Source organism: Actinoplanes lutulentus (genome assembly GCF_003259845.1).
Lineage (GTDB): Bacteria > Actinomycetota > Actinomycetes > Mycobacteriales > Micromonosporaceae > Actinoplanes > Actinoplanes lutulentus.
The window spans coordinates 373,618-391,997 of sequence record NZ_QLMJ01000004.1; the positions used below are offsets into that span (position 1 = coordinate 373,618).

Sequence of the window (18,380 nt, forward strand, 5' to 3'; positions counted from 1 at the left end):
TGATCTAAGTTACTCGATATCAGGCCTTCGCCGGGGGCCGCCAGACGGTGAAGTCCTCGACGTGGAAATGGCTGGCCACGGTGCGAAGCGCAAACCAACCACTTCGGTACGGGTCAGCGTCGGTGTAGTCGAAGACCAGTTGACCGTCGCTGTAGTACCGGATCTTGTCGCCGTCCACCGAGATCTTCACCTTGATCGGGGTGTTCGCCTCGATCAGCGGCGACGTGTAGTCGTAGATCAGTGGCCGGTTGCCCTTTTCCCCCACGTACTTGCGGAACCGGGTCGTGGTGTTGAGGTTCGCGCCCTGGCCCACGTAGTACGTCTTGAGGTAGTCGTACTCGGCGAAGCCGCCGCTGCGGGTGGTGGCGAAGATGTCGTCGGGCGAGCGGACGTCCCGGGCGTTCCAGAACGAGTTCAGGTCGGTGACCAGGTCGTTCGGGCCGCCGGCGGAGATCGGGGTGGCGGTGTACTCGATCTCGTAGGGTCCGTCGAGTTCCTGCTTGAGCCAGATGGTGGCGCCGTTGGGGACGTCGATGTCGAGGACGCCGTTGGCGGCGTTGACCGTGCCACCGGACTGCAGCTCAGACTGCCATTTGCCCGAATTTTTCGTGAAATTGTCCGATGCGATGACCTGCCAGGCGTTACCGACGGACGCGGTCGTCTGGATCTTCGGGCGCGCCGGCGGGTTGCTGCCGAACCCGAAGTAGAAATCGGTCAGCGTCGACTGCAGGTAACCACGAACCGTCCAGCCCAGCCGGTAACCCGGGTTGTGAGCCAGCGTGTAGAGCTTCACGTTCGTCGGGATGTTCGTGGTGAACAGCCGCAGCGCGGTGTGGTCGCTGGTCTCCGCGAAGTACTCCTCACGCCAGTCGCCGAGGATGTCGCCGTAGAACGGCACCGCGTTACGCCACGAGGAGACGACGCCGGACGGCTCGAAGAGCTTCTTCGTGGTCGAAGTCTTGTAGTTCCACTTCTCGACGTACGTGCTGTCGAGCAGCTCGGATCCCTTGTCGCCGTCCCACCAGATGCGGAAGTTCACGCTCGGCGTGGTCTTCGACAGCTGGGTGCCGTCGACGCTCCACACTCCGGCGCCGGGCAGCTCGGAGTTGGCGGTGGCGGCCCAGAACTCGTACCCCTCGTGCGTCGGGTCGATGTCGGCAGTGGTGCCGCGCGGTACGTCCCAGAGGGTCGCGTCCTGCGGGACGTCCGGGTGCGAGCCGGTGATCAGGCGCTCGCCGGTCGAGGCGTCGTAGTAGTACCAGGGGAAGTTGGTGAAGACGCCGCCCTCGGTCTGCTGGATGGCGTAACCCTCCAGGCCGGGACGGTTCGGGTCCAGGTCACCGATGTGGAAACGGTCGCCGTGGATCGACTGCGGCACCACGTACCGGAAGGTGCCGTCGCTGTTGACGACGTAGTTGCCGTCCGCGATCTCGTCCTTGCCGTCCTGGTCGACGTCGATGATGCGCAGCTGGTGGAAGCTGGTGCCCTGGTCGGTGCCGCGGATGTACTTCCACCGCTGGGTCAGGCTGCGGCCGTCGTAGTCCCAGGCGGCGAACAGCACCCGGAAGTCGCCGCGCTTCGCGCCGATCCGGACGACCTGCTTGGTGATCAGGCTCGGGTGCACACCGTCCAGGTACGCGATCCCGTACTGACCACCGGAGGGGCCGTCCGCGGCGAAGTCGGCGGCCACGGCGGCACGGGACCGTTCGACTCCGGTCCAGCCGTCGATCACCGAGACGAACTGGTCCAGCGGGTTGGCCGTCTTGATCACCGCGCCGTCGGCGAACGTGGTCCCGTTCGCGGTCTTCACGAAGACCTCGGAGCGGCCGTCGCTGTCCACGTCGAAGACGGTCACGTTGTCGTCGTTGCGGTAACCGGCGACCTCTCCGTACCCGCTGATCGCGGCGAGTGGCGGGTCGTTCGCGGCGTTGCCGCCCTGGCGGACATAGGAGGCCGGGCCGAGGTCGACCCGCCACAGGTTCTCGCCGGCGAGCGTGTAAGCCTCGATGTAGTTCGGCTTGTCCAGGTCGTACGAGAGCCGGGAGACCACGATCTCGTAGCGCCCGTCGCCGTCCAGGTCACCGGGCCAGGCGTGCTGGATGTAGTAATTGGGCGCGTCGAGCAGCGGGATGTCGCCGGGCGTGATCGCCGGGCCGCTCGGCGCCTGCTCCTTGTTCTTCACGATCGCCCGGACCGTGTAGACCCCGGAGCCGGCCGTGGTGTCGGTGAAGTTCGTCGACTCGTCGATCGGCTTCTTGTTCAGCTTGCGGGAGCCCTTGTAGACGTTGAACTCGACGTTGTTGCCGTACTCGGTGCCGAGCAGTCGCCAGCTCAGGAAGGTGCCGCCACCTGTCGCGGGCACCGCCACGAGCCCGCGGTCGAGAGACTCGACGATGCGTTTGAGCCCGGAGTCTGGAGCAGCGCCACCGGCGTACGCCGGAGCGGAGAGGAAGCCGGCGGCCAGCGTGAAGCCGGCCGCGGCGGCGAGGACGCGTTTCATGGGCCGGAAGTTAAGGGGCCACTGTGTATCGACGTTTGCACAAGTTTAAACGTGATCGACTCGGTGACCACGTTCGATGAGGTGAGGGCATTTCCGCGCTGCAAAGGGTGACGGGCGCTACACCCGTACCCTCGCTTCTCGGTCTTTGGGATCGAGGGCCGTGACCAGCTCACCCAGCAGGACCACCAGATGGTCGTCGATCTCCAAACTCTGGATGCGCGATCTCATCTGCTGCGACACCCGCTCGTGCAGACGACGGCCGCGCGCCGCGAGATGGACGCGGATGCGCCGGCGATCCACATCGTCGCCCCGGCGGTAGACGAGGTTCTCCTCGGCGAGCTGGTCGATCAGCCGGGTGAGACTGCCCGGCGGCAGGAACGCCAGCTCGGAGAGCCCGGTCATGAAGTGACCCTTGCCGTCCGCGAGCACCTGCAGGACGCGCCAGGCATCCGGCGTGCAGCGCTCCGCGTCAAGGATGTCGGACAGGTGCCGGGCAAGCAGGCGCTCGGCACGGTTGAGCAGGTACATCAGGTCGTTCGGTCCCCGCATCGAAGGGATGTTACCGAGGCTCTACAAAGTTCGGCCACGATAAGGCCATGCGGCGGCCGACAAACTTCGATGTGGCCCTCGTCGTGCCGCTGCGGGGACCTGCCGGGATCTTCGGTCCGAGCGCGGAGTTCTGCGCCCAGCTCGCCGCCGAGGAGATCAACCGATCCGGTGGCGTGCTCGGCCGCGAGCTGCGGCTGATCCCGGTGGACGGCGGCGCCCCGCCCGAAGTGGTCGCGGACGAGGTGGCCGCGCTCGTCGGGACCGGCCGGGCGCACGGCGTCACCGGCTGGCACATCTCGACGGTCCGGCAGGCCGTCGCGCCACGGGTCGCCGGCCGGGTGCCCTACGTCTACACCGCGCTCTACGAGGGCGGCGAGCGGGCCGAGGGGATCTTCCTGACCAGCGAGACGCCGGACGTCCAGCTCTTCCCGGCGATGCGCCTGCTGGGCGAGGAGCGTGCGGCCCGCCGGTGGTACCTGATCGGCAACGACTACATCTGGCCACGCCGCACCGCCCTGGCCGCCCGGGGGTACGCGGCCGGCACCGGTCTGAACGTCGTCGGCGAGAGTTACGTCCCGCTCGGCACCCACGACTTCACCGGCACCCTGGCGGCGATCGAGCGCTCGGCCGCCGACGCGGTGCTGATGCTGCTGGTCGGCACGGACGCGGTCCGCTTCAACCGGGCCTTCGCCCGTTCCGGGCTGGCCGGGCGCTGCCTGCGCCTGAGCACGCTGATGGACGAGAACATGCTGCTGGCAAGCGGCCCCACGGCGACCGTCGACCTGTTCAGCACGGCCGGCTTCTTCGCCTCGATGATCACCCCGGAGAACCTGGACTTCCACGGCCGGTACGCCCGCCGCTTCGGGGCCGAGGCGCCGCCGCTGGGCAGCCTCGGCGAGTCCTGTTACGAGGGTGTGCTGTTGCTGGCGGCACTTGTCGAGCAAGCCGGCGCGGTCGACCTGCGCGCGATCGGGGCCAACGCCGAGTCGGTCTCGTACGAGGGACCCCGCGGACTGTTGCGGCTGCGCCAGCGGCACGTGAACCAGCGCATCTATCTGGCCGAGGCCCGCGGCGTCGAGTTCGACGTGATCACGCAGCTGCCCTGACCGGATCCGTCAGGAGGATTGACCTTCCTCCGCGAGCACCTTCTCCACCTCGACGCGCAGCTCCTGGATCTCCGTCTCGATGGTGTGGTGCTCGCTGGAGGTGTACCGCAGGATCGAGCCGGCCTCCTGGAGGCTCGGCTTCGCGCCGGGCTGCACCGCGATGTTCAGCTTCGTCTTCCAGACCCGCTCGGCGGCCTTCGTCGCGGCCGCGTCGATCTGGGCGGAGAGCCACTTCTTGTCAGCGTCGGTCAGTGCCACGGGGATGTCCTCCAGGTGCCAGGAAGCCGTCGAGGCTTCGAGCTTCGTGTCATACGAGGCGGAGAAGTGGGCATGCTCGGTGTGCGGGCTGGCGCCGGTGTACGCGCGCTGTTTCCAGCTGTTCGACGCTTCCCAGATCCGGCGGTTGTAGATCATGTAGCGCAGCCGTTTCTCGGCGCCACTACGGCACCGGCGCAGAATGTGCTGCACGACCATTTCCATGGTCAGGCTCGGGGTACGCAGATCGTCGTCCGCGTCGAACGCGTGCACCTCGTGTTTGGAGTCCGCGTCCCGGATCGGCACCGAACCGACCTCGTCGTCATTGTGATCGGAGACGCTGGATTGATGCGCCCGGTCGCCGATCGTGCCGTCACTGGACTTGTCACGGCCGGGGGCGATGGTGTTCAGCTCCGAACGCAATCGCACCAGGCACGGCACCAGAACCCAATCTGCCATCGGGGGCCCTCTCAGCGCTGTCGTCGGTATCGGTACTCATTGCTGATTCCCCCGCGTTACAGGTCAATGCTTACCGATAAGCGGCCTCACCAAAACGCTCCGATTAGGTGAGAGGTCACTACAGCGGGTGAATGAATGCGTGAAGTCCCTGGTCGGCACGACAGGGCAGAGGTGTGCCAACGTCCCGCGCTGTGACGCGAGTCACCAGTCGATTCGTCCGGGATACACCACATCGGCCAGTTCGTTCTGACCCTCGACGTTCGGATGGAAGTAGTCGATCTCGTTCACCAGATCCAGGGTGAACCGGACCTCGTGCGCCCGGCCACCGTCCCACCGGCACTTCTTTCCGTACGCCTTGCACGCCTTGCGCAACTGCGTGTTGTACGCGTCGATCCGGTCCCGGACGGCCCGCCTGCGCTCGGCGTCCGCACGCGCCGTGGACGTGGGATCGGCCAGCATGGACGGGCAGATCCGGCCCTCGCTCCAGACCCCGGCGGCCCGCTCGTCCTTGTGGCCGACCTCCCAGAGCCGATAGAGGTCCGGGATGCTGACCATCAGCACCCGCGTCTTGGGCAGGCCTTTTTTCAGCCGGCCCAGGCCGCGGTCGACCTCCTCGCGGAACCGCCGCACCGGCGTCATGTTCTCCACCCGGCCGGCGCAGGCGTCGTTCGCGCCGATCAGGATCGTCACGTACTGCGCCTTGGCGTCGACGGCCCGGTCGGCCTGCCCGGCCAGCGCGTCCGCCTCGGCGCCCGGCTCGGCGAAGTTGTCCGCGTGATTCTTGATCTTCGAATTCTTGTCGAGGATCCGCCGGTAATGGCTCTCCACCGCGGAGCCCGACCCGGTCGACCAGGAGTTCCGGCCGCACGCCAGGAACGCCAGGCAGCTGCCGACGCCGGCGGTGATCGAGTCACCGAGGGCGGCCATCGAGGACGGGTACGCCCTCGTCACCGGCTTCGAGCTCTTCGTCGGCTCGGGGGCGGCCTCACCCGCGCCGTCGCAGGCGATCGCGACGACGGCCAATATCACGAGTACCACGACGTGCCAGCGGCGAATCATAGTCATCGAACAATATGACAGGTTCCGCATTCATGCACAGAGCCTGCTGATGATTGGCATAGCTTTCCCTCAGAAACTCTTTCTAACTTGCTGGGCCGTGGGATTTCCGCATTTCCGAGGGGACCAGCACCATGATCTACGCCTCCACCAAACTGAACGAGCCCGTCGACGCGAAGGTCTTCGTCGATTCCACAGGTAAGCGGAAAAAGATCCTCATGATTTCCGGAATCGCCGCGGCGGCGGCCGCCGTGCTCTATATCGGTGTCGTGGTGTCCAGTTTCGTTCAGTCGCCGTCGGCGGATCTGACCACCAGGGCGACCGTCTCCGGGACGGCCGCCTCCACCTCATCGGCCAGGCCTCGCTGAGCCCGGCATGCCCCCGCTGCCCAAAGGCCCGCTCTCGTCACTCGAAGTCGGCGAACAGCTTCGTGAACGCGTAGTCGGACTGCGAGATGCCACTGCACTGCCCGCTGAGCTCGCCGTCGCCGCAGTCGCCGTTGTCCCGGTTGACCGACCAGAACCGGACGAAGCCCAGCCCTTTCTCCTGCGCGAAGTCGAGCACGGTACGCGCGTTCGCGACGGTCGTGACCGGTCCGGTGTCGTTCACGCCGATCATCGGGGTGACACCGAGCATCGCGTACAGCTCGGAATCGCTGCGGCCGGGCCAGACCTTCGCGAGGTCGGCGTGCACCGCCTCGGTGGCCTCGGTCATCGCCTGACCCCAGCCGCTGTCGTAGCTGAAGTTCATGGTCATCGCGTTGACGGTCACCTCGACGTCGGCGTCGGCGAGCGTCTGGAGCAGCGCGACGTCCTCGTCGGTGAGCCCGCTCTCGGTGCCGCCGACCGGCAGCGTGAGGCTGATCTCGGTGCCCTGCCCGGTCTGCAGCGCGGCGAGCGCCGCAGCGACGGTCCCGTAGTCGACGTCCTGCTCGATGTCCACGTCAAGGTGATTGCTACCAGCAACTTCAAGAGCCTTTTGGTACGCCTGAGCAAGGTCGTCCGCCGAGCACACGTTCTCCAGATAGGTGCCGGTCGCGCCACCCGTGGAGACGATCGCCTCGCCGCCGATGTCGCCGATCGCCGCGATCTCGTCAGCGACCGTGCTGCTGTCGATGGCCGTCGTCCCACCCCAGGTCGGCGTACAGGTGCCCTCGGCGTCGGCCAGCACGAAGGCGAGCGAGAAATCGGTGAGCCCGGTCTTGGAGTGCACCTCTTCGAGATCAGCGGTGCCGCTGACGACGTCGACGTACGGCGCCACGACCGGCCCCGCGTCCTGTTCTGCCGCGCTGGGACTCGCCGTGGCCGTGGCGTCCGGGGCGGTGGTCGTGCTTGTGGTCGTGCTTGTGCTTGTGCTTTTGCTCGGCGACGCGGTGGCGCTGGCGCTGGGCGCACCGCTCGGCGGGGCGACGGCACTGGCGCCGGCCGACGCGGAAGCCACCACGGCCGGCTGGGCCTGAGCCTCGGCCTCGCTGCTCTTACAGGCTCCGGTGAAGAGCAGCCCGGCGACCGCCAGGCCGGCAAGGGGACGACTTATGGGGTGCATACCGAGATAGTTGCATTTCTCGGTCATATCAAGCTTTAGCTATTACCTCCTAAGCCATCAATCCGGACACAGCAGGCGCACATTAAGTGCCCGTTTCGACCCGTAAACAACGGAAGGAAAAGCCACTGGGCAACGATTCTTGTGTCTTGACTCACACGACCGGCAGGCGCAATTCGGCGCCGGCCGGCACTGAAACGTGAAAGGGAAATGCGTGAGTGTCTACACGTCGGGAAAGGCGAGACCGCCCAAGGATTCGCCGCCGATCCTGCGACGCATCCGCGTACCCGAACCGCGGTGGGTGGTCTTCGCCGTGCTGCTCACCCTGTTCGCCAGCATCCTGCTCGTGAACGGCCTCGTCGAGGGCGAGTTCACCCAGGACGGCGCGATCGAGTCGACAGCGGAGACCGACCAGGTCCCCGCGGAGGCTCTGAACGGCGGCCCGATCATCCAGACCGACGGCAGCACCACCACGACCGTCGACGCCGGGACGAAGCAGATCGTGCTGACCTTCGACGACGGCCCGGACCCGGAGTACACCCCGGAGATCCTGGACGTACTGGCGAAGTACGACGTCCCGGCGACGTTCTTCATGATCGGCTCGGAGATCAGCAAACACCCCAGCCTGGTCCGCCAGGTCGTGGACGCGGGCCACGAGATCGGCATCCACACCTTCACCCACCCCGAGATGTCCGGCAAGAACGACTGGCGGCGCTCGGTGGAGATGCAGGAGACCCAGTACGCCCTGGCCGGCGCGGCCGGGGTGACCAGCGTGATCTTCCGGCCGCCGTACTCGTCGACGGTGGCGGCGCTGGACAACACGAACTGGGCCGTCATCCAGGAGATGGGGCAGAGCGGTTACCTGACCGTGGTCAACGACCTGGACAGCCGTGACTGGGAAGCCGACGTCACCATGGACGACATCGTCGAGGCGGTCACCCCGGACGACGGCGCCGGCGCGGTCCTGCTCTTCCACGACGGCGGCGGCGACCGGTCCGACACGGCCGAGGCGCTCGCCACGGTGATCCCGGCACTGCAGGCACAGGGTTACACGTTCACCACTGTCGCGGCGCTCAGCGGCATGGCGACGGTCAACCCGAAAGCCACCGCCCAGGAGCTCGTGGTCGGCACCGGCCTGGTCGGCGCGGTGCAGATCGCTCGGAACACCACCATCTGGTTCTCCTGGCTACTGCTCGCCTTCGGTGTGCTCACGGTCGCCCGGCTGGCACTGATGCTGGCCCTCGGACGCCGCCACGCGAACCGGCACAAGCAGGGCCGCCGCCGGGTGAAGGGGGTGGCGCCGCACACCTGGGGCCGGCCGTACACCGATCCGGTGACGGTGATCGTCCCGGCGTACAACGAGAAGGAGTGCATCGCCGACACCGTGCGATCCCTGGCGGCCAGCACCCACCCGATCCGGATCATCGTGGTGGACGACGGCTCCACCGACGGCACCGCGGAGATCGCCGAAGGGCTCGGCTACCCGAACGTCACTGTCATCTGGCAGCCGAACAGCGGCAAACCGGCGGCGCTGAACACCGGCATCGCGGCGGCCGACACCGAGGTCGTGGTCATGATGGACGGTGACACGGTCTTCGAGCCGGACACCGTACGCAATCTGGTGCAGGCTTTCTCCGACCCGGAGATCGGCGCGGTCGCCGGCAATGCCAAGGTCGCCAACCGCAAGGGCCTGATCGCGCTCTGGCAGCACATCGAGTACGTCGTCGGCTTCAGCATCGACCGCCGCGCGTACGACGTGATGCGCTGCATGGCGACGGTCCCGGGCGCCATCGGCGCTTTCCGGCTCTCCGCTCTGCGACAGGTCAACGGCCTGAGCGACGACACCCTGGCCGAGGACACCGACCTGACGATCGCGATGATCCGGGCCGGCTGGCGAGTGGTGTACGAGGAACACGCCCGCGCCTGGACCGAAGCGCCGACCACGATCTCGCAGCTGTGGCGGCAGCGGTACCGCTGGAGTTACGGCACCATGCAGGCGATGTGGAAGCACCGCCGCGCCCTGGTGGAGAAGGGCGCCGGCGGCAAGTTCGGCCGGCGCGGCCTGCTGAACCTGCTGATGTTCCAGACCCTGATGCCGCTGCTCTCCCCGCTGATCGACGTCTTCCTGATCTACGGATTCCTCTTCCTGGACCCGCTGCAGACCGCGATCGCCTGGCTGACCATGCTCGCCATCCAGATGATCAGCACGGTCTACGCGTTCCGCCTGGACGGCGAAAAACTCAAACCGGTCCTGATGGTCCCGTTGCAGCAGTTCGTCTACCGCCAGCTGATGTACCTCGTGCTGATCCAGTCGGTACTGGCCGCCGTCGGTGGCATCCGCCTCGGCTGGCAGAAACTCCACCGGGCCGGCGGCCTGAGCGCCCTGCTGGGCGCCCGCACCCCCGCCAACTGAGAACAAGGGCCGCCGCCCTGACCCGACGGCGGCCCTCACCCACGGTGGGAATAACGCGACACTCCGCCGAACGGTGCGAGCACAGTGCACAACGAAGCTATGGCGATCACCACGGCCGGGTAAATAGGCTTTCGCGCGATGAACGCCGCTCAACTGCTGGCCGGTGTGCCGGTGGACCGCGTCGTCGCGCTTCCCGGCATCCCCGCCGATGACCTCGCCCTGCTGATCGCCGGCAGCCATCCCGACCTCGCCGTCGTGGTGAGCCGCCCGGCGGGCACCCCCACAGCCCCTCGTGACGTGGTGCGCTCCGCCGTGTCCGAACTCGAACGGGTCGCGGTGGAGTTGCTTCCCGCCTGGTTGCCGGACGCGGCGGCGGTCAACCGCCCGGACGTCCTCGGGCTGGCCGCGATCCGGCTGGCCGCGGCCGACCTCGCCCGGCGTGACCGGTACCCGGTTCCCTTCCTGATCGACCTCGCGATCCTCGCCCTGACCGGCCGGCACACGACGGGCAGCACCCTTCCGTTGCACGCCCGGATCGCTGCCCTCGCCCGGATCGTCGCGGAGGCGTTCGGCCGTCGTCAGGTCGTGCTGCTGCTGGAGAGCGCCGGCGACCGTGAGGTCGTCGCCGCCGGCGCCCAGTGGCTCGTGGGCAACGGCGGGCCCGCGGTCTGGATCGTCGGCCCGGAGGCGGACGAGCCGGACCGCATCCCCGTGCACAGGCTGACCCACCCGTTGCCCGCTTCTTCCAGGCCGGCCGTCGTCGGCGAGCCGGGGCCGGCCGTCACCGGCGAGCCCTTGCCGGCCGTCGTCGGCAAGCCGCATCCCGCGAGTTCCGTGGAGCGTGCGCTCGAAGCCGCCCTGGCCGCGGAGAGCTGGGCCACCGGCCGGATGTGGAACCAGACGTACCAGTCGCACGCGCTCACCACGCCGATCCGGCTGGACCTGCTCTGGCCCGGTGAGCGATGCGTCGTCGAAATCGACGGTCCCGAGCACTGCCATCCCCGGCGGTTCGAGGAGGATCGGCAGCGCGACGTGCGATTACAGCTCGACGGTTACGCCGTCCTGCGTTTCACCAACGCACGAGTCAGCCACGACGTCGGCGCGGTGGTTCATCAGATCGGCGCCTACCTGAAAGGCCGCCGAAGTGTTGCAGCGGAAGGAAATTCCCATGGCCGACGATAAACTCATCGCCTCCGAAAGCGCCCTCCTCGTGGTGCTGATGGCCGAAGCACGGGAGGTCCTCCAGACCGAACTCCAGGAGCGTTACGGCCTGGTCGTCCGGAAACCGTCCCGCGACAAACTGGTCCGCCTGCGATACCTGTCCAGCCGCAAGAGTGGTCGATCGATCGCGCTCACTCTTGAGGACGACGGCTGGGTCCGCGTACAGAAGGATCTGGATTTTAAGGCTCGTGGGGCCGCGGCCTTGGGCGCGGCACTCACCGCGCTGCAGGCAGCGCTTCGCGACCGGGTCCTGGCCCGCAGCGGCTGCGCTTCGCTTGCCGAGCTCTTCGCACTCACCGACGTGCGCGCTCTCTCTGCCGCGCCCTCCGCTTCCGACCAAGATCTTCGGGTACGCGTGAAGACTGCCTATGACGCGCTCGCCGAAGCACCCGGCGCGTGGGTCGGCCTTGCCCGGCTTCGTCCGTTCCTCGCCGATGTGCCGCGGGAGGCCGTTGACGAGACGCTTCGTCTGCTGAGCCGGGAGTCCGGCGTGAACATCGTGCCCGAGTCGAACCAGAAGATGCTGACCGAAACCGATGCACAGGCGGCCCTGCACATCGGCGGACAGGACAAGCACCTGCTGGCGATCGGTGTCTGATGACGGAAGAGGAACGCGCCGCTCTGGCGGCGTTGCGATTCGACTGGGCGCCGGTACCCGATGACGTCTGGCGGCCACTGCCCTTCCACGTCGACGGCCTGCACACCGCCGTCACCCGCGACGTGCTCGACGGGGTGGCGGACGCGCGGGCGAGCAGCGGTCCCAGCCCGATCGGCCTGATCGTCCAGGGTCAGCGAGGGTCGGGCAAGACCCATCTGCTCGGCTGGACCCGGCAGCGGGTCCAGCAGGAGGAGGGGTACTTCTTCCTGGTCAGCCTGCTGGACGCGGCCGGGTTCTGGGACAGCGTGCTGGCCGCGATGCTGGACGGGCTCTCTCGTCCGGTTCCCGGTGGCGGCGAGACCCAGCTGCGCCTGCTGCTGAAGCGGCTCTCCGCGATGGTCGGCGCGCCACGGACGGCCCGGCGTGCGGTGATGGGCGAGACCGAGCTGACCCGATCGGCGCTGGACGCCTTCATCGAGGGCCTCGGCGCCTTCGACCGGCACGTCGCCCGGGCCAGCCAGGAGACCGCCCGCGCTCTGGCGCTGAGCGCTTCGGACGAAGTCGCGCACCGCGACCTGGCCGAGAACTACTTCGTCTCCGGCGAGGAGAACGTCGCCGGTGAGCGCCTCGAATGGGGCATGCGCCGGGCGCCGCGCCAACCGCAGCAGATCGTCCAGGACCTCTCCTGGCTGATCGCTCTGACCGGCCCGTCGGTCGTCGCCATCGACCAGATCGACACGCTGATCGCCCAGTCCGCGGTGCAGGCCGACCCGGCGCTCGCGGCGGCCGCGGCCACCGATCCGGCGCAGGCGCTCATGCTGGCGCAGCTCGCCGAAGGGCTGATGTCGCTGCGGCAGTTCACCCGGCGCACCCTCACCGTCGTCGCGTGCCTGCCGACCTCGTGGACGATCATCCGGAACTCGGCGGCGGACACCGTCGGCGACCGGTTCCGTCTCGCGCCGCCGCTGACGCCGATCAACGACGACGAGCTGGGCCGCGCGATCATCGAGAAGCGCTTCGCCATCCGGTTCGCCGAGATCGGCTTCACTCCTCCGTACCCGTCGTGGCCGGTGCTGCCGGAGGCGTTCGCGCAGGCCGGCGACTTCACGCCCCGCCAATTGCTCATCGAGATCGACCGGCATGTCCGGGCGTGCGTCACCGACGGCGAGGTTCGCTTCTTGTCCCGGCTCGGGGATCCCCCAGCCATTGAGCCGGCCACCACACGGGCCACCGTGGTCGCCTCCACTTCGGATCTTGAGCGGTTCGACGCGCGGTACGCCGAACTCAAGAAGAACGCCGCCGTCGGCGCGGTGCTGGAACGGGCTTCGGAGGGATCCCGGGTGCCGCCGCTGCTCGCCGCCGGACTCACCGCCTGGATCCTGGAACGTGGCGCGGACGGCGAGGCGTTCACCGTCGATCCCCCGCCCAGCAACGATCCGCCGCTGCACGCCCGGCTGCGCCAGACCCTGGACGAGCGCACTGAGGATCAGGTCCACTGGTGTTTCCGTGCCATCAGCGACGGCCATCACGCTGTCGCGGCGCTCTCCCGTCTCCGCAAAGCGTGTGTCGCGGCCGCCCTGGATCCGGCCGTGCCCAAGCGGAAGCTCTTCCTGCTCCGGAACACGGACTGGTCGGGTGGGGAGAAGACTCGGGCCGCGGTGACCGCTTTTGAACAGGCGGGTGGGCGGACGCTGGCCCTGGAGGAGCCGGATCTGCGGGCGCTGACGGCGTTGCAGATCATGCTCGACGGTTCGACGATGGAGATGCAGGGGTGGCTGGCCGATCGGCGGCCTACGCAGGAGATCAAGTTCCTGCAGGAGGCGCTGGGATCGCCTGTCGTGGTTGTGCCGCCGGAGGTTGTGCCGCCGGAGGTTGTGCCGCCGGTGGATGTGCCGCCGGAGGTTGTGCCGCCGGTGGATGTGCCGCCGGAGGTTGTGCCGCCGGTGGATGTGCCTCCTGTGGTTTTTGATCATGCTGATGGGTTCACCATCGGGTACGACCACGGTGACGGCTCGCCTGTCGGGCTGCCGCTCGAAGCTCTCCGCAAACACGCGACGATCTTCGCGGGCTCCGGTTCGGGAAAGACCGTCCTGATCCGCCGGATCGTGGAGGAGTGCGCGCTCCAAGGCGTTTCCGCGATCGTCCTGGATCCGAACAACGACCTCGCACGCCTGGGTGAAGGTTGGCCCGAAGCCCCGTCGCACTGGCGCGACGGAGACGCCGAGAAGGCGGCGGAGTACCTCGCCGAAACCGACGTGGTGATCTGGACACCCCGCCGCAACTCCGGCCGGCCGCTCAGCTTCCAGCCGTTGCCCGATTTCCGCAGTGTGCTCGACGATCCCGACGAGTTCGGTGAGGCGGTCGAGGCGGCTGTCGCGTCGCTCGCTCCCCGGGCCATGGTCACCGGCCGGGCCAGCAAGGCGCACCTCGGGCTCGCGGTACTCCGCAAAGCCGTCGAGCACTACGGCCGCCGGGGTGGCACCCGCCTGCAAGGGCTGATCGACACCCTGGCGAACCTGCCGGACGGCATCATCGACCTGGACGACGCCGAAAAGATCGGCCTCGGGCTGGCGCAGACGCTGACCGCGGCGATGGTGAACGATCCGCTGTTCGGCGGCGACGGCACACCGATGGATCCAGGACTGCTGCTCACCCCGGCGCCGGGCAAACGCGCCAGGGTCTCGGTGATCAGCCTGGTCGGACTGCCCTCGGACGACGTACGCCAGAGTTTCGTCAACCAGTTGCAGATGGCCCTCTTCGCCTGGATCAAAAAGAATCCGGCCGGCGACCGGCCACTGCTGGGCCTACTGATCATGGACGAGGCGCAGACCTTCGCGCCGTCGGGCACCATGACCGCCTGCACGCAGAGCACCCTCGCGCTGGCCGCTCAGGCACGCAAGTACGGGCTCGGGCTGATCTTCGCGACCCAGGCGCCGAAGGGCCTGCACAACCGGATCCCCGGGAACGCGGCGACCCAGCTCTACGGCCTGATGAACAGCCCGATCCAGATCGAGGCGGCCCGCGAGATGGCGAAGGCGAAGGGCGGCGACGTCCCGGACATCTCCCGGCTCACCACCGGCGAGTTCTACTTCGCCGCCGAGGGCCTGCCACCCCGGAAGATCCGAACGCCGCTCTCCCTGACCCACCACCCACGCAGCCCGCTGACAACCGAGGAGGTACTGGCCCGGGCAGCCCTCGTCAAGGACTAGCTTGCCGATAGGACATGCGGGTCGGGCTTCGGGCTTCGAGCTTCGAGCTTCGAGCTGGAAGCGCCGCACCGGCTGTCGCCGTTCGGCGCGCCCGTCGCCGAACTCCCCTCGGTCTTCGGCGGCGAGGCGGCCGGCGCGGTCGAGCAGGTCGGCGCCGACCTCACCGATTTCGCCCCTGGCGACGAGGTGTTCGGCCAGGCCGTCGGCGGCACCTTCGCCGAGTACCCGCGCCTGCCCGCCGCCTTCACCGTCCACAAACCGGCGACCGTATCGTTCGAGGACGCCGCAACCCTGCCGATCACGACCGCCACGGCACACGACCCGATCGCCAGCCGCAGCAGTGAACGCCCGCAGAGTGCTTGCGCGTGCGCTCACCACCCTCAGCAGCGCCCGCGGTGGCAGGCCCCGACTCGCGTGTCGAATTAGGGTGCGTATCGCGCCGCAATTTCACACGCAACCCGGAAAAGCCTGCAGCGTGTCGAATTAAGGCGCGTATCGAACCTCAACTTCACACACAAAATCGCGTGCGCCCAGGCAGGCCCGACAACATTCCGCCTCGATCGGGTAGTGCATTCAAGGGCACACGGTGAGCGCCCGACCCGGCGAGACAAGAGCACACGGTGGGCGCCCGGCCCGGCGCGACGAAGGCACACGGTGAGCTCGGCGCCCGGAACACAATGTGGCCTGGTGAGAGCACACGATCGCCCGAGCCGGCGTGGATCAGGTCGCACAATCGCCATCTGTGCGACCTGATCCACGCCAGGGCGTGAACGTGGGCACACGTTGCCGTTGTGTGCGACTTCATCCGCGCTGTGGATATCCGGCCGGCTCTCACTGCTGTCACAACGCGGTTGAGACAGCGCTGACCCTGCTGGCCAACTGAGATGGCCGCTTACCAGCGGGCCGCGTGACCTCGAACGGTTGTCGGGCGCGCTCTATCGCCGTAGGTCTCGTCGCCGCAGGGGCCGACGGCATCACGCCACGATCATCACGCCCAGTGCGTGTCGAGTTGAGGCGCGTATCGAACCCGAAATCGACACAGGGCAGGCGATTCGCGCAGTGCGTGTCGAGTTTGGGGGCGTAGCGAACCCGAAGTCGACACGCCCGCTCTGGCCTGCGCGATCTTGGGCTGCTGTTCCCCGCGGGGTGTGGTTCGGGGACCACGATCGCTACGGGAGGCCCCTGGCGAAAGGCGATCGCTACCGAAGCGTCCGCTGCCAGCGGCATTTCCATTGACCAGCAGGGTCAGCACTGCGAGCCGGCCGGATGAAGCGGGCCGGCCTCCAGCGCCGCCTCACGGGCATCGCGACGACCCGGAGCGCCAGCCAAACCGGCCCTACCAGCCAGAACAGCCGGTCCAGCCGGAACAGCGAGGACCGGCTGGTGCTCAATACGTTCACTCGCTGCCCATTCGTTTGTCGTCACGGGAACATTTGCGCACGTCTTTGTCGGGAACGTGATTTCACCCATTCCGCAACTGAACATCTCGGCATCTCCGTGCCACTTCTCGCCCATCGGGCCCACCTAACCCACACCCACCAACCCCACTCAGGGCAACAGAGCAACCACTCAAAGCAACCACCCCACCCCCCATTGACATCGATCTCGAATGTTGCGAGTGTGCGAACACCACGTTTCGTGTGTGATTTTGTGAACACGTCCTCTAGGAGAGGCTCGATGTCACCGACCGCAAAACACTTCCGTTCGGCTGGTGCCCTGCTGGGCACCCTCGTTCTTTCGCTGGCGTGTGTGAACGTTCCCACATCCGCCTCGGCGGGCACCAGGCCAACCCCGAAGCCCACCGACACCTCGTGCGCCACCACCGGTTCCGTCGACTTCGGTGTCGATCTCGCCGGGGACGGATGGAAGTTCACGACCGGCGACGACGCCGCCTGGTCGGATCCGTCCTTCTCGGACACCGCCTGGCGGGACTGGACCGTTCCCGACAACTGGGGCAACCACACGGACCTGTCCGGGTACGACGGTTTCGCCTGGTACCGCAAGACATTCACGCTGCCCGCCCGGCCCACCGGGGTCACCGACTCGAACATCATCGCGGCGCTCGGGAAGATCGACGACGCTGACCAGGTGTTCCTCAACGGGTCCGAGATCGGGCGTACCGGCGGGTTCCCGCCCACCTTCGACTCGACGTGGGAGGTGCCGCGGGAGTACTACCCGGCGGACGGCCTGCTGCGCTGGGGAGCCACGAACACCATCGCCGTCCGGGTCTACGACGGCACCGGTGGCGGCGGTTTCTATCAGGGACCGATCGGCCTTTACTCCAAGTCGCGGCTGCGTACCCTCGCTGGGGTAACCGGGACTGCGGCTACGCGTACCCAATTGGCCCATGCGTGCGCCGTGCTGAACCAGCAGCACCGCGCTGTCGCCGCAGGCGACTGGCGCGCCTATGCGGCGACGCTGGCGAACGGGTTCTTCCACCAGGGTGACACCACCGATCGACGGGTCAGCGAGCTGCGCACGCTGCTCAAGAAGGGCAAGGTCACGCTGACCGACGCCCAGGCCGAGGTGTTCGTGGACTCGCAGGGCCGGCTCGTGGTCGACACGATTCGCACCTGGACCGGGCTGCCGACCGCCCGTGAGCTGCTCTATCTCGACCCGAAGAAGGACGTCGAGCTGGGCGACCACGCGCGGTTCTTCCGCGACGACTACGACTCGGCGGCGATGAACCGGCGGGTGCAGTTCAACGTCTACCTGCCGAAGGGGTACACGAAGACCACCGCGAAGCGGTTCCCGGTGGTCTACATGCTCAACGGCTTCAACGGCAGCAACATCGAGTGGGAGGCGCGTGACATCGACGCGGTTCTCGACAAGCTCGGCGTCGACTCGATCGTCGTCTTCCCGGACGGGGACAGCGGCTGGTACGTCGACACCGCGGCCGGCAACTTCAAGTCGATGATCGTCAAGGAGATCGTCCCGATGGTGGACCGGGTCTACCGGACCGTCGCCGACCGGGATCACCGCGGCATCAGTGGTGTGTCGATGGGCGGGCAGGGCGCGTTCACGCTCGGACTCACCAACCCGGATCTGTTCAGCTCGATCGCCAGCCACATGGGCGCGCTCAGCCTGGCGCCGCTGGTCGGTACCGCCGAGGAGCGGGCCGCCAACGCCGGACTGCGGCCGCTCACCCTGGTCGCCGGGATGTCCGCGGCTGATCTGAATCGGCACCGGTTCTACCTGGACGGTGGCGACTCCGACGAGTACCGGTTCGGGGTGGCGGCTCAGCAGATGAGCACGGCGCTGGCCGCGAAGGGCGTCAAGCACGACTATCAGCTCGGCGCCGGCAATCACAGCGATGCCTACTGGATGCCCAAGCTGGACAGGTCGTTCGGGTTGCACGCTGAGCAGTTCGCCGCGTACCCGGTGAAGCAGCCTCGCGAGCCGAAGCCGGTCAAAGACGGATATGTCTGGCCGTAAGCAAGAGTAAGTGAAAGGCCCGGGCGCAAGACGCCCG

General features: G+C 67.6%; 13 protein-coding genes. 8 read left to right on the top strand and 5 right to left on the bottom strand.

Translation table 11 applies throughout. The features are described from left to right. Window positions 1-19 precede the first annotated feature (19 nt). Together B0I29_RS12030 and B0I29_RS12035 are read right to left on the bottom strand one after the other, a co-directional pair. Window positions 20-2,500 (bottom strand): rhamnogalacturonan lyase family protein, encoded by a 2,481-nt coding sequence (locus B0I29_RS12030; protein ID WP_111648994.1) that lies wholly within the window; start codon window positions 2,498-2,500, stop codon window positions 20-22. Between the two features lie 117 nt (window positions 2,501-2,617). Next, complete coding sequence (locus B0I29_RS12035) at window positions 2,618-3,049, bottom strand: MarR family winged helix-turn-helix transcriptional regulator (protein ID WP_111648995.1); 432 nt, start codon at window positions 3,047-3,049, stop codon at window positions 2,618-2,620. Window positions 3,050-3,096: 47 nt separating this feature from the next. On the opposite strand from B0I29_RS12035, the gene B0I29_RS12040 reads away from it, so the two are divergent. Beyond that, window positions 3,097-4,155, top strand: a complete 1,059-nt coding sequence (locus B0I29_RS12040; RefSeq protein WP_111648996.1) for a substrate-binding domain-containing protein — start codon at window positions 3,097-3,099, stop codon at window positions 4,153-4,155. A gap of 9 nt (window positions 4,156-4,164) precedes the next feature. On the opposite strand, the gene B0I29_RS12045 is transcribed toward B0I29_RS12040, so the two are convergent. Further along, window positions 4,165-4,869 carry a hypothetical protein gene (locus tag B0I29_RS12045; protein WP_146616772.1) on the bottom strand — a complete coding sequence of 235 codons (705 nt, stop codon included), beginning with the start codon at window positions 4,867-4,869 and terminating at the stop codon, window positions 4,165-4,167. A gap of 201 nt (window positions 4,870-5,070) precedes the next feature. Next, complete coding sequence (locus tag B0I29_RS12050; RefSeq protein ID WP_111648998.1) at window positions 5,071-5,928, bottom strand: GDSL-type esterase/lipase family protein; 858 nt, start codon at window positions 5,926-5,928, stop codon at window positions 5,071-5,073. A gap of 131 nt (window positions 5,929-6,059) precedes the next feature. Here B0I29_RS12050 and B0I29_RS12055 point away from each other — a divergent pair, with 131 nt between their 5' ends. After that, window positions 6,060-6,293, top strand: a complete 234-nt coding sequence (locus B0I29_RS12055; RefSeq protein ID WP_111648999.1) for a hypothetical protein — start codon at window positions 6,060-6,062, stop codon at window positions 6,291-6,293. Between the two features lie 37 nt (window positions 6,294-6,330). On the opposite strand, the gene B0I29_RS12060 is transcribed toward B0I29_RS12055, so the two are convergent. Beyond that, on the bottom strand, window positions 6,331-7,470 hold the full coding sequence (locus tag B0I29_RS12060; protein WP_221401753.1) for a chitinase: 1,140 nt from the start codon (window positions 7,468-7,470) through the stop codon (window positions 6,331-6,333). Window positions 7,471-7,681: 211 nt separating this feature from the next. On the opposite strand from B0I29_RS12060, the gene B0I29_RS12065 reads away from it, so the two are divergent. The 6 genes from B0I29_RS12065 (at window position 7,682) to B0I29_RS12090 (ending at window position 18,343) form a co-directional block, all read left to right on the top strand. Next, window positions 7,682-9,880 (top strand): bifunctional polysaccharide deacetylase/glycosyltransferase family 2 protein, encoded by a 2,199-nt coding sequence (locus B0I29_RS12065; protein WP_245972456.1) that lies wholly within the window; start codon window positions 7,682-7,684, stop codon window positions 9,878-9,880. Window positions 9,881-10,018: 138 nt separating this feature from the next. Next, window positions 10,019-11,062 carry an endonuclease domain-containing protein gene (locus B0I29_RS12070; protein ID WP_111649001.1) on the top strand — a complete coding sequence of 348 codons (1,044 nt, stop codon included), beginning with the start codon at window positions 10,019-10,021 and terminating at the stop codon, window positions 11,060-11,062. Then, a complete protein-coding gene (locus tag B0I29_RS12075; protein ID WP_111649002.1) occupies window positions 11,049-11,699 on the top strand; it encodes a hypothetical protein in 651 nt (216 codons plus the stop codon). The genes B0I29_RS12070 and B0I29_RS12075 overlap by 14 nt, the downstream gene beginning before the upstream one ends. Beyond that, window positions 11,699-14,908, top strand: a complete 3,210-nt coding sequence (locus B0I29_RS12080) for an ATP-binding protein (RefSeq protein ID WP_111649003.1) — start codon at window positions 11,699-11,701, stop codon at window positions 14,906-14,908. The genes B0I29_RS12075 and B0I29_RS12080 overlap by 1 nt, the downstream gene beginning before the upstream one ends. 72 nt (window positions 14,909-14,980) lie before the next feature. Beyond that, window positions 14,981-15,334 carry an alcohol dehydrogenase catalytic domain-containing protein gene (locus B0I29_RS12085; protein WP_245972489.1) on the top strand — a complete coding sequence of 118 codons (354 nt, stop codon included), beginning with the start codon at window positions 14,981-14,983 and terminating at the stop codon, window positions 15,332-15,334. Between the two features lie 1,251 nt (window positions 15,335-16,585). Next, window positions 16,586-18,343, top strand: a complete 1,758-nt coding sequence (locus B0I29_RS12090; protein WP_181557774.1) for an alpha/beta hydrolase — start codon at window positions 16,586-16,588, stop codon at window positions 18,341-18,343. Window positions 18,344-18,380 lie beyond the last annotated feature (37 nt).